This is a genomic window from Shewanella sp. A22 (assembly GCF_053850585.1).
The window spans coordinates 1-12,269 of sequence record NZ_JBSQBN010000136.1 but is presented as its reverse complement, the minus strand read 5'-3'; the positions used below and the strand labels follow the sequence as shown (position 1 = coordinate 12,269).

Sequence of the window (12,269 nt, the reverse complement as noted above, 5' to 3'; positions counted from 1 at the left end):
TATTTTTTTCCATAAAAAATAACACATTCCCACCATCCATGGCGGTCAGATACTGGAGGTAGAGTAACGCAGGAGCTTGTTACCGAGGATCACTATTCGCTTCAATCATCTGCCTTGCCTACAGCACTTTGAGCTCCCGCTGAAAGATCACATATTTAATAGGATTGGTATTACTGCAAGATCTATTTTTTACGGTAAAAATAAGACACGCCCACCATAGCGGTCAAATGCAGGAATTGTTGCCGAGACCAACGATGCTTATAATCCAATTATTTGTCTAGAAGGCGCTGAGCTCCCGCTGAATAACCAGGTAGTTATTGAAATGGGTATTAGCCAATATCAACATAACCCTTTTAATTACTTACGTTGTAAGTGTTAAATTTAACGTGCACATTGCCAATACACTTCAAATAGATGACTTTTTTGCCGTAAAAACGGCAGAGACATTCCTTAGCGGGTCATGAACATGCAAAGCGTTGGGATAAGTGAACCCGATGTTTGTTGTTAACAAAATAAAATAAAACAATGGCATGGTTTTACGTTATCTATTGATAATAATCATATTTTTTTAATTTAATTTCAGGTCTAATAAAAATTCTTACTGGCACAACTTAGATAAGGGGTGACCTAGCGTATTTCACATCTTTAACGGTAAACATTTCAACTAAAGCACGTTTGTATAAGTTTTAATATTATCAAGTCATTGAGCCATAACAGAGCACCTTAATATTAGGCAATGATGGATTAATTCTGTGACCCTTTGTGCACCCTACATCTGCCTGAGTAATCGCAGGCAAATTGGATTGTTCTATTTTTCATTGTCAAAATGAGAAAATTTATATTTTATACTGGGTGTTGTAATATTTTAGTTTTTATTAAAATAGATTTTTATTTTTAGTTCGTTATATCTTATTGTTTTTGTTTATATTTTGTTTTATTTTTTATTGAGAATATTATTTGGATATTTGCTGTGATTGTAAAGTTGTTAAAACAATGGTTTTGGGTGTTAATTGCCTTGAGCTTGTTATTTACTTTAGTTTTGTTGGGGTGAGTTTTTGCGACCTAGCAGTAAGAGGGGTATTGTCAATACCTCTTGAGGGGAGGTGTGTGTAGTTTGTTGGTTACAACAACTTTTTGAACGAATTAGGATAATTTTTCATCATTAAAATGACGTCAAAATACTAAGGGACGTTATTTTGAATAGTGTAAGGCTATGATTGTAATGTATAAAAAATTATCTATGCAAAAAATCTAATGCTGGTCACATAATTGATTAAAAAATATGATTAATGGATTGGATATACCGTAAGATATAGGGCGTTTAGGATTGGACTTGAAAACATCGGCAAACAGGTTAATTTATCATTTTTATATTTTGGTGAGTTGTCCGCTGCTTCAATAGGACCGTTTTCAGGTATAACATCATCATTATGGCAACAAGTCTGTTGCTGTGTCGTATTTGGTTGTACTGAAGTAAGGAGTCGCCAATGATTATCGAAGAGGTCGTTGAGCTATCGCGTTATCAATTTGCGTTTACAGCTATGTACCACTTTTTATTTGTTCCACTCACTCTAGGTTTAGCCTTTATTCTTGCCATTATGGAATCACTTTATGTGATGACCAATAAGCAAATCTATAAAGACATGACTAAGTTTTGGGGTAAGTTATTTGGAATTAACTTTGCCTTAGGTGTCGCAACGGGTTTAGCAATGGAATTCCAGTTTGGTACTAACTGGTCCTACTATTCTCATTATGTGGGTGACATTTTTGGTGCGCCTCTGGCGATTGAAGCTTTGATGGCTTTCTTCCTTGAGTCTACGTTAGTCGGGATGTTCTTTTTCGGTTGGGATCGCTTCAGTAAACGCCAACATTTAGCGGTCACTTGGTTGGTTGCTATTGGCTCTAATATGTCAGCTTTATGGATTTTAATTGCCAATGGTTGGATGCAAAACCCTGTAGGGTCGGTGTTTAACTATGAAACCATGCGCATGGAAATGATCGACTTTGCTGCATTGGTGTTTAACCCTGTAGCGCAGGTTAAGTTTGTTCACACTGTAGCATCTGGTTATGTTGCCGGAGCCATGTTTGTACTGGCCATTAGCTCGTATTACATATTGAAAGGTCGGGATTTACCGTTTGCCCGTCGCTCTTTTGCCATTGCTGCAAGTTTTGGTTTGGCTTCAATTTTATCGGTTATTGTTCTTGGTGATGAATCTGGCTATAAAGTCGGTGAAGTTCAACGTGTTAAATTAGCTGCTATTGAAGCTGAATGGCATACTGAGCCAGCACCAGCAGCATTTACAGCAGTAGGTTTTCCTAATCAAGAAACCATGGAAACCGATTATGCAATCAAAATTCCTTTCGCTATGGGTATTATTGCCACTCGCTCTTTAACTGAAGAAGTGACTGGTATTAAAGACCTTGTTAAAGAGCATGAAGTACGTATTCGTAATGGTATGGTAGCGTATGCACTGCTTGAAAAATTACGTGCTGGTGACGATACACCGGAAGTGAGAGCTCAATTTGACGCGGTTAAAGACGATTTAGGTTATGGCTTCTTACTGAAGCGTTATACCGATAAAGTGGTCGATGCTACCGAAGAGCAAATTATTGCCGCATCGTTTGATTCTATTCCAACTGTAGCGCCGATGTTCTGGACCTTCCGTATTATGGTCGGTGCAGGTGTGATTATGTTACTGGTGTTTGCTGCTGCGTTCTGGCAAAGCACTCGTCATAAAATTGCAGAGAAAAAATGGTTACTTCGCGCCGCACTTTACAGTTTACCGCTTCCTTGGGTTGCCATTGAATGTGGTTGGTTTGTGTCAGAGTTTGGTCGTCAACCTTGGACTATTTCTGAAGTGTTACCAACCTTTATGTCTGCATCGAGTTTAACGCCGGCCGATTTATGGTTCAGTATTATTTCGATCACGGTTTTCTACACTATTCTGTTAGTCATAGAAGCTTACTTAATGTTTAAGTTTGCTCGTCTTGGCCCAAGCAGTTTAAAAACCGGTCGTTACCATTTTGAAAACCAAGATGCTTAGGCGGGGACTTAATTATGTTTGATTATGAAGTATTAAGATTTATCTGGTGGGCATTACTCGGCGTGATATTAGTTGGTTTTGCTGTAGCTGATGGCTTTGACATGGGTGTGGGGGCGTTATTACCTATTATTGGTAAAGACGACACTGAACGCCGCATAATGATCAACTCTATCGCACCACACTGGGACGGCAACCAAGTATGGTTAATTACGGCGGGTGGCGCTTTATTTGCGGCTTGGCCTATGGTCTACGCTGTATCGTTTTCAGGCTTTTATGTGGCAATGATGCTCGTGTTATTTGCATTGTATTTACGCCCAGTAGGGTTTGATTATCGCTCTAAAATTGAAGATCCAAGATGGCGTAAGTCATGGGATTGGGCATTGTTTGTGGGTGGTTTTGTACCGCCGCTTATCATTGGCGTTGCATTTGGTAACTTACTGCAAGGTGTGCCTTTTAACTTTGATGAGTATTTACGTGCTACTTATCATGGCGGGTTCTTCGGTCTATTAAACCCATTTGGTATATTGGCCGGCCTTGTATGTGTCACGATGTTTATGATGCAAGGGGCTTCATGGTTACAAATGAAGACAGATAGTGAGCTAAGAGTTCGCAGTGCTAAAGCATCGCAAGTTTGTGGTGGTTTATTATTTGTATTCTTTGGTGCTGCGGGCGTTTGGTTAGCTAATGGTATTGATGGTTATGTTATCACCTCTTCACTTGACTTTGCTGGTCCGTCAAATCCAACCACTAAAACGGTTGCGATTGAAGCTGGCGCTTGGTTAACTAACTATGACAAGTATCCTATTACGATGTTATTCCCTGCTTTAGGGCTATTAATGCCAATATTGGTTATTTTAGCCAGTCGTTTTAACCGCAGTGGATTCGCATTCTTGTTTAGCTCACTTGCTATTGCTGGTGTTATTTTTACTTGTGGTACAGCGATGTTTCCATTTGTTATGCCATCATCACTAGAGCCTAATGTGAGCTTAACTATGTGGGATGCTACCGCAAGCCAAATGACCTTAACGGTGATGACCATTGTTGCAGCTATCTTTGTACCAATTATATTGTGTTATACAGCTTGGACTTACTACAAGATGTACGGTCGCTTAAATCGTGAGTTTATTGAAGACAATAAAACCTCACTTTACTAAATTAAGGAGCAACATTATGTGGTATTTTGCGTGGATTTTAGGGGTATTGTTAGCCTGTTCATTCGGTATTATTAATGCCTTATGGCTTGAGAATACCGAAAATATGGATCGCAATAGCGAACAATAAACGCTATATATTCTGACAAAAAAACCGCTTTAGTGATAAAGCGGTTTTTTATTGGCTACTGTTTTGGTGTGCAGTTGCCGAGAACGACCATGTCTTCGAAAGGCTGCCTCGAATACCTCACTGATAATTTTTGCTAAAAGAGCAAATTCTAATGCGGATTGGTACTATAGAAATTCTATTCATTGAGGCTTCCAAGGGCGGGTTTAATACCAATCTCATTAAATATCTGATCAGTTCAGAGTCTCTCAGGTTTTTCAATTCAAGGCACATTGATGTAGAAATGGTTGTTGCCTTTTAAATCGATGTAACACAGAAGTGGAATACCTGAGAGACTCCATTCTGGCGGGTTTCAAAGTCCTTTATGCTTCGTTAGATGCTTTCAAAATACGACGGCATGGTCTATTTTTTTCCATAAAAAATAAGACATTCCCACCATCCATGGCGGTCAGATACTGGAGGTAGAGTAACGCAGGAGCTTGTTATACCAATCCCATTAAATATCTGGTCAGTTCAGAGTCTCTCAGGTTTTTCAATTCAAGGCACATTGATGTAGAAATGGTTGTTCCCTTTTAAATCGATGTAACACAGAAGTGGAATACCTGAGAGGCTCCATTCTGGCGGGTTTCAAAGTCCTTTATGCTTCGTTAGATGCTTTCAAAATAGAATCACTATTTGCTTCAATCATCTGCCTTGCCTACAGCACTTTGAACTCCCGCTGAAAGATCACATATTTAATAGGATTGGTATAAGCACCTTATATGCTGCTTAATATGATGTTGGCATACGACTGCAAGATCAATTTTTTGCTGTAAAAAATAAGACACTCCCACCATGGCGGTTAAAAGCAGGAGATGGAGTAACGCTGGAGCTGTTGCCGCGAGCAACGATGCCTACAATCCGATGACTTACCCAAAAGACATAGAACTCCCAAGAATGACTAGATAATGATTGGAATTGGTATTAGGTACAACAAAATACCACCAGATGCCAAAGTATTATCAAGATTATTGTCTGTAAATAGGTCATACTGGTTGTCTGTTTTTTAAACAGGGTGATTTATTAATAATCTACTTAAGGGGATATATAATGAGTAGTTGGATTTTAGTCGCGGATAGCGCACATGCTCGTCTGTTTAATGCAGAAACAGCGAAATCTACATTAATTGAGATTAAAAATATGATCCATCCCGAAGCACGACAGCATGAACAGAAGTTGACCTCTGATCTACCAGGGCGTCAGGCTGGTGGGGCTACCAATAGCCACCACTCTGTTGGTGGTAAAACAGAACCTAAAAAATATGAGGCAGTCGAATTTGCTAGAGAGATCTGTCAATATCTTGAAGCAGCACATAATGAGCACAAGTTCAGTGACTTGATTGTGGTTGCAGCACCTCATTTTCTTGGTAATTTACGCAAGGAAATGAGCAATAACATCGCTAAAATTGTGACGCTGGAAATCGACAAAGATATTGTAAAGCAAGACATTGACTCAATTAGACGTCAACTGCCAAATATTTTACCCAGCTTAACAACATAAGTTGGACCGCTTATTAAGCTGTCCCATCCATGATTGGCATGCAGACAGCTTAATGGGTGTTGTTGCCTTTTTATATTGCCATTAAGCCGCTAACCGCCAAGTTATGTCATGAAGTCTGCGGTGTTAATGCTAAATTGGCTGAGGGCTTTGGCTTCATTAATAAGGTGTACATCACTGGCACCCAAATTAATGACAACATAGTTGCTAATAAGGTACCACCAGCAATAGCGATGGCAAACGGCGGCCAAAAACCGCCACCGGCAATAATCAATGGTAAAAAACCGCCTATGGTGGTGATGGTGGTAGAACCAATATGACGTCCACAACCACTTACCGTACTAATGATTAACGATAAATTTCCATGGCGAGCCTCGGGAATATCTTCTAGTTCAGCCAGAATCACAATGGCCGCATTAATGGCTAATCCCATTAACCCTAACAGTCCGATAATTACCGTAAACCCAAACGGATAACCAAACACAAACACAGACAATAAACCTAAACCTGCCGATTGAAATGCACTTAGTAGAATAATGGCAGTTAATCTAAATGAGTTAAATGACAACACCACAGTGGCTAATAATAACGTGACAACCAATACAATGTTGGACAGCAAGTTGCCAACAGCTTCATTGCGTTTGGCACTTTCTCCGCCCACTTCTACATGGTAACTCGCCGGAATAACCAATTGGGCTATCTCATCTTTAGCATCATTTAGCACTTGTGCCGGTAATACTCCACTGGTGATGTAAGCCTCTATGGTGTTCACGCGCTCACCATTTCTGCGTGGTATGGCTCCTCGACTCACATTGATATCGTTATAAGATAGTGCTGACAGTGGTATACCTGAACCCGACGGCGAAACTAAGTTTATTTCGGCTAAGCGGGTTGCTTGCTCACGGCTGTTATCGCCTAAACGAACCCGAATTGGCAGAGATTCAGTTTGCTCAAGAATGCTGCCACCTATAATGCCTGTGGTCGCCATTTGAATTTGATTGGCAATATCGCTAAGGCTAAGGCCACTCATTAAACTGGCATCTTCATTCACCTGTAACCACACTTTGGGTGCACCAGAACTGAGCGTAGACCGAGTGTGAATAACATCGGGCGTTGCAACTAAAATACTGCGCACTTGTTCGCCTAGTGTTTTTAATGTATCTAAATTGGGGCCATAAATACGCAGTTCAACAGGGGCATTAAAAGGGGGGCCTTGTTCCAGTTTACGCACCAATATTTGTGCTTGTGGAAATTCGGTATCGAACTCTTTTTGTAATTGTAAAATTAATCGATTAGCGGCGACAAAATTGGTGACTTTAATCATTGCTTGGGCGTAATTCGTTGCCCCTTGTTGCCGTTGAGTCAAATTATAATAAAAGGAAGGGGTATTGCCGCCAACAACCCAAGTGGCTGCAAGAATATCGTCAATTTTTTGCAGTTTTTTATCGATAATTTTAACTTGTGCAAGGGTATTATCAATACTCACATGAGGTGCCAAGTAGACTTCTATTTGGAACATATCGCGATCAGACGGTGGGAAAAACTGCTCGGTCATTTTGCTTGCCGCAAAAAAGCCCGCAACCGGTAAAATACCAATCACGATGGCGGTTAATATTGGACGAGATAACGCAAACCGCAAACTGGCTGTAAACGCTTGGCTGATTTTAGGAAAAGCCATGCCTTGCTGATACCAAACCGTTGGTTTTTCACTGCGGCTAAAACGCCCAGCAAGACCAGCAATAATAGTGTGAGAAATTATATATGAGCCGAGTAGGGCGAACATCACCGAAATTGCTATACCGCCAACAAACTCTCCAGCAGCACCTGGCATTAGTACAATAGGAGCGAAAGCTAACATGGTCGTTATAGTTGAGCCCCCCAGTGGCAACCACAAATGGTGTAACGTTTTCGATACCGCTTCAAGTTTACTCATACCTTGCTGACGTCGTTGTGCAATAGCATCGACAATGACAATGGCGTTATCGACCATAATCCCCAGTGCAACTACTAAACCCGTTACCGACATTTGGTGAATGGGAAGTCCGGTATATTTCATACAGGTGAGGGTAAACAGTGCAGTAAGTGGCAGTGATATCGCTACAATTACGGCATTACGCAGCCCTAACGTTAGCATTAGAACCACTAAAATAATCACAAACCCTTGCAACAAATTAATCACCAAGCCGCCTAGGCGGTCGCTGGTGTAGCTTTGTTGGTCAAATAGCCATTGCACTTCAATATTGGCTGGTAAGTTAACTGAAAAGTCATTGATGGTTTGGCTAACGTGTTGTTGCCACACATCAACGCGATTATTATTGAGCATTCGCGCAGACACCAACACGCCTTGCTGGCTATCAATTAAGGCAATGCTCGATGCCGGTGTTTTTCCTTGGCGGGTAATGTTAGCGACATCACCTAAACGAATAATTTGACCGTAATCGTCTACTTTTAGTGGAACTTGACGAATACGGTTTTGAGAATCTAGCTCGCCAGACACTTCAACTAAAGCTCTAAATTGGCTGTTATTGATTTCTCCGGCTGAAATTTTACTGTCGGCGTTATTTAATATTGCCGCAATCCCCGCGGGAGTTAAATGTAATTGGCTAATTTTATTGCCATCTAACTCGACTAATATTTCTTCTTCTGGTGCGCCATACAATTTTGCAAAGTCAGTACCATTGAGAAGTCTTAATCGGCTTTGTAATTCTTTGGCATAACGGTTTAGAATATCCGCTCGTACAGGGCTATCATCGGCCCAAACAAGCCCTAAAATGGCCGTATTGGCATAACCCAGTTGGTCATCTAATACACTGTTTTGAGCCTCTACTGGTAGCAACAGTTTGCTGTCTGCAATAAGATCCCGAGCACGCGACCAAACCGGATCTGTATCGTTCACGGTGTCTTTTAATTCTAATTGAATTACCGAAATGCCTGGGCGAGAGGTCGACTGAACCAGCTTTAAATCTTCTAAACGACGCAATTGATTTTCAAGCACTTCGGTAACCAATGCTTCAACCCGCTCAGCAGATGCGCCAGGGTATTGGGTGATAACAGACGAAAATCGATTAGTAATATGTGGATCTTCAGTACGAGGAAGGCTAGAAATTGCGCCTAATCCAGCAACAATGAGTAACGCGATAAATAAGCTGGTTAAGCGACCATTTTCTAAAAATGCTTTAATCATAAGTCCCCCAATTGCTCTGTCTGAGCAAGAGAGACTTTTTGACCGACGACTAACTTGTGTAATCCGTCAGACACAATAAGCTCGTTGGGTTTAATGGCGCCTTTGATATAAGCAAGTTGTTCATTGGTGTAAATAATTTCAACATCCCTGCGTTCAATTTGATAATACCCTTGTTCATCTTGGATCAAAGCAAACACATTCCATAACCCTCGTACGCCATCGGTTAATGCCGACATTGGCACCCAATAACCATCAACAAATCGGTCTTGTTGATAGGCAAGATAAGCGATTTCACCATTAATCACCCCAACAGACTCAGGTAATTGGATTCGGACCTGCACCGTACGGCTCACTGCATTGACCTCGGCACTAACCCCTGCAATGTTAGCGGTGAACGTTTGTTTTCCTACTCGAACATCGACCTTTTGTTGTGCAGTTAATTGTTGTGCTATATCAATGGGAACGCCAATGTAGGCCATAGGTTGGCTATTACCAACTAAGGTGAAAACAGCGCTACCCAGTGAGATCACTTCACCACGATTATGAAAACGTTGGCTAATTTTTCCGTTAAATGGTGCCAGTAGTGTTGATTTTTCAATTTTTAAATGTGTCGCACTTAAGCTTGCTTCAATGCGCTTTTGATTGGCTTGTAAGCTGGTAACTTGTTGTTGTGTTTCATCGAGTTGTTGTTCTGAAACATAGTTTTGTTGCTTTAATTTTAACGTACGCGTTAAGGTGCTTTTAGCTAAATCGATATCCGCTTGAGTTTGCAACAGACTTGCTTGTAGCTGCTGCTGCTCTGCAATTAATAAGTCGGTATCGAGTTGTGCCAATGTTTGCCCTTCAATCACGGTGTCACCACTGTCGACAAGGATCGTATTGAGTTTACCTGCCAGTTCAAAACCTATACTTGTGGTATTTGCCGAACGAATGGTGCCAGTATAAGTTTGCATATGCTGATAACGATCATTTAACACTAGAGGTTGTGACAAGACTGTTTGATATTCTACTGTTTGCGAATGCTCTTTTACCTCAGAGCCACAACTGTTTAATACCATTAAGCTTAAACCTAATGCCCAATACCGAATAATGGGTGTAAATGTCTTTGGCGCATACATAAAGGTGATTCCTTGCAAAACAATAGACTGAGTCAATATTGGCTTATTCGCTATAGGTGTTAATAACAGTAACCTAGCGTATTAACAATAAGCTGTAAATGTAGTTTATATGTTAACTAGACTCGCTAGTCTAGTTTTATTGAACTGGACTGTCCAGTCTATTTTTGGTTATTATGGCCCTAAATATTGTGCAGTTGTGCTGATATTCGATTCTGCTTGATGGTTAACCTACGGAATAAAAATGACAATAGAACACACATCGCCACACAGTCATGAACAGGCAAATTTAAGCCGCAGTGAACAAAAGCGAATTAAGATACTCGAATCGGCAATGGAGCTTTTTTGTCATCAGGGATTTCCTCATACCAGCATGGATGAAGTCGCCAAACATGCCGGTGTGTCAAAGCAGACCGTGTACTCTCATTTTGGCTCAAAGGATGATTTGTTTGTTGCTGCTATAGACTCTAAATGTGCAATTCATCAACTTACAAATGCAGCATTGATAGATGCAACACAACCGCAGCGGGTTATTTTGATGTTTGCCCAACAATTTGGTGAAATGATTGTCAGTAAAGAAACCATCACAGTATTTAAAACCTGTGTAGCTCAAGCCGACACGCATCCTGAAGTGTGTAAATTATTTTATGATGCTGGTCCTAAACATGTTTTAGGCTTGATCCGCGACTACTTGAAAAAAGTTAATCAGTATGGTGTCTATTATTTTGCTAACCCCCACGAAAGCGCTGTTAGGTTGTGTTTAATGTTATTTGGTGAGGTCAAATTGCGTTTAGAGTTAGGTTTGGATATTGGCGATTTACTTTCTGCTAGACAAGAATACTTACAAGATACTGCAGAGATGTTTTTGCGGGCTCATAAAGTTAACGTAGAATAATTGAACTAAATTGGCTGTGTAACAGTATTAATACTGCCATTAAACCAAAGTAGTATTCCGTTTAACTCATTCTAGAAGGGAAGCCGATTGATATGATGCTTTATAATACTAACGTAAATCAGCCTAAAACATGTCGCTCATTAGTTTTGTCAGCATTGCTTTCATCAGGTTTGTTGTTAAGCCAGCCAGTGTTAGCGGCACCAGAACAATCACCTTACTCATTAACGCTTGAGCGTATTTCAACCGGAACCAGTGATATTGGTCAAGATAATAGCGTTACCAATCAATTGCAGCGAGACACTTGGAAAGCCAAATTTTCAGCCACAAAATCACTTAACCGCCAATGGTCAATTGGAGCCAATATTGGTTACGACAACCTAGATTACAGCTGGGATATTAATCAAAACACGCCATTAATTTCAAATGCTCAGCCTTGGTCGACAATACATAAATACAGTGCCGGTTTGTCATTATCATATCGCCATGACGACAATTGGATGTTTTTCGTCGCCCCTCAATTACAATATTCCTATGCGGACACGGCTTCTTCGTCGAATGCCCAAAGTTATGGTGTGGTAGCATCTGGAATGTATCGCTTCGATTCCGGTAATATGCTGGGCTTTGGTGTTGCATACTTAAACGATATTTCAGAAGTACGAACTGTGCCATATTTAGCGGTTAGTTGGCAGATAAACGATAAGTGGGTACTTGCTAACCCATTCCAGGCCGGTTTTAGTGGCCCAGCAGGGTTAGAATTAAGCTATCAATATAATCGAGACTGGAGCTTTGGTGTTGGTAGTTCACGACGCATGGAGCGCTTTTTAGTTGCCGACGACGATCAAACAATTGAAGTTGCTGAATGGGTTGGTTTTTTACGTGCAGGCTGGCAAGCAACCGATAATATTAGCCTAAACGCTTATGCAGGTTACTATTTTGCGGGTGAAATGGAGTTAAGTTATCCTGAAGTAACAGAAGACATGGATAACCAAGCCGCGTTTGGCTTAGTATTTGGCGTTAAGTTTTAATTTTATACCAATCCCATTAAATATCTGGTCAGTTCAGAGTCTCTCAGGTTTTTCAATTCAAGGCTCATTGATCTAGAAATGGTTGTTGCCTTTTAAATCGATGTAACACAGAAGTGGAATACCTGAGAGATTCCATTCTGGCGGGTTTCAAAGTCCTTTATGCTTCGTTAGATGCTTTCAAAATACGACTGC

General features: G+C 40.6%; 8 protein-coding genes. 6 read left to right on the top strand and 2 right to left on the bottom strand.

Annotated elements, in window-relative coordinates:
• Nucleotides 1–1,487: 1,487 nt before the first annotated feature.
• The 4 genes from ACWXWT_RS17860 (at nucleotide 1,488) to ACWXWT_RS17845 (ending at nucleotide 5,861) form a co-directional block, all read left to right on the top strand.
• Nucleotides 1,488–3,044, top strand: coding sequence for a cytochrome ubiquinol oxidase subunit I (locus ACWXWT_RS17860; RefSeq protein ID WP_456042929.1), 1,557 nt, complete (start codon nucleotides 1,488–1,490; stop codon nucleotides 3,042–3,044).
• 14 nt (nucleotides 3,045–3,058) lie between these two features.
• Complete coding sequence (gene cydB / locus ACWXWT_RS17855; protein WP_456042928.1) at nucleotides 3,059–4,198, top strand: cytochrome d ubiquinol oxidase subunit II; 1,140 nt, start codon at nucleotides 3,059–3,061, stop codon at nucleotides 4,196–4,198.
• 16 nt (nucleotides 4,199–4,214) lie between these two features.
• Complete coding sequence (gene cydX / locus ACWXWT_RS17850; RefSeq protein ID WP_456042927.1) at nucleotides 4,215–4,325, top strand: cytochrome bd-I oxidase subunit CydX; 111 nt, start codon at nucleotides 4,215–4,217, stop codon at nucleotides 4,323–4,325.
• A 1,086-nt stretch (nucleotides 4,326–5,411) separates the two neighbouring features.
• Entirely contained in the window at nucleotides 5,412–5,861 is a 450-nt protein-coding gene (locus ACWXWT_RS17845; protein ID WP_456042926.1) for a host attachment protein, read from the top strand.
• A 106-nt stretch (nucleotides 5,862–5,967) separates the two neighbouring features.
• Here the strand turns inward: ACWXWT_RS17845 and ACWXWT_RS17840 are convergent, their stop codons facing one another.
• Entirely contained in the window at nucleotides 5,968–9,042 is a 3,075-nt protein-coding gene (locus tag ACWXWT_RS17840) for an efflux RND transporter permease subunit (RefSeq protein ID WP_456042925.1), read from the bottom strand.
• Entirely contained in the window at nucleotides 9,039–10,160 is a 1,122-nt protein-coding gene (locus ACWXWT_RS17835; RefSeq protein WP_456042924.1) for an efflux RND transporter periplasmic adaptor subunit, read from the bottom strand. The genes ACWXWT_RS17840 and ACWXWT_RS17835 overlap by 4 nt, the downstream gene beginning before the upstream one ends.
• A 241-nt stretch (nucleotides 10,161–10,401) precedes the next feature.
• Between ACWXWT_RS17835 and ACWXWT_RS17830 the strand changes: the two genes are divergently transcribed.
• Together ACWXWT_RS17830 and ACWXWT_RS17825 are read left to right on the top strand one after the other, a co-directional pair.
• Nucleotides 10,402–11,052 (top strand): TetR/AcrR family transcriptional regulator, encoded by a 651-nt coding sequence (locus ACWXWT_RS17830; RefSeq protein ID WP_456042923.1) that lies wholly within the window; start codon nucleotides 10,402–10,404, stop codon nucleotides 11,050–11,052.
• Nucleotides 11,053–11,144: 92 nt separating this feature from the next.
• Entirely contained in the window at nucleotides 11,145–12,077 is a 933-nt protein-coding gene (locus tag ACWXWT_RS17825; protein ID WP_456042922.1) for a DUF6268 family outer membrane beta-barrel protein, read from the top strand.
• The last annotated feature ends 192 nt before the right edge of the window (nucleotides 12,078–12,269 follow it).

Coding starts and splice junctions, on each gene's coding strand:
- ACWXWT_RS17860 (WP_456042929.1), top strand. CDS start 1,488: ATGATTATCGAAGAGGTCGTTGAGCTATCGCGTTATCAATTTGCGTTT.
- cydB (WP_456042928.1), top strand. CDS start 3,059: ATGTTTGATTATGAAGTATTAAGATTTATCTGGTGGGCATTACTCGGC.
- cydX (WP_456042927.1), top strand. CDS start 4,215: ATGTGGTATTTTGCGTGGATTTTAGGGGTATTGTTAGCCTGTTCATTC.
- ACWXWT_RS17845 (WP_456042926.1), top strand. CDS start 5,412: ATGAGTAGTTGGATTTTAGTCGCGGATAGCGCACATGCTCGTCTGTTT.
- ACWXWT_RS17840 (WP_456042925.1), bottom strand. CDS start 9,042: ATGATTAAAGCATTTTTAGAAAATGGTCGCTTAACCAGCTTATTTATC.
- ACWXWT_RS17835 (WP_456042924.1), bottom strand. CDS start 10,160: ATGTATGCGCCAAAGACATTTACACCCATTATTCGGTATTGGGCATTA.
- ACWXWT_RS17830 (WP_456042923.1), top strand. CDS start 10,402: ATGACAATAGAACACACATCGCCACACAGTCATGAACAGGCAAATTTA.
- ACWXWT_RS17825 (WP_456042922.1), top strand. CDS start 11,145: ATGATGCTTTATAATACTAACGTAAATCAGCCTAAAACATGTCGCTCA.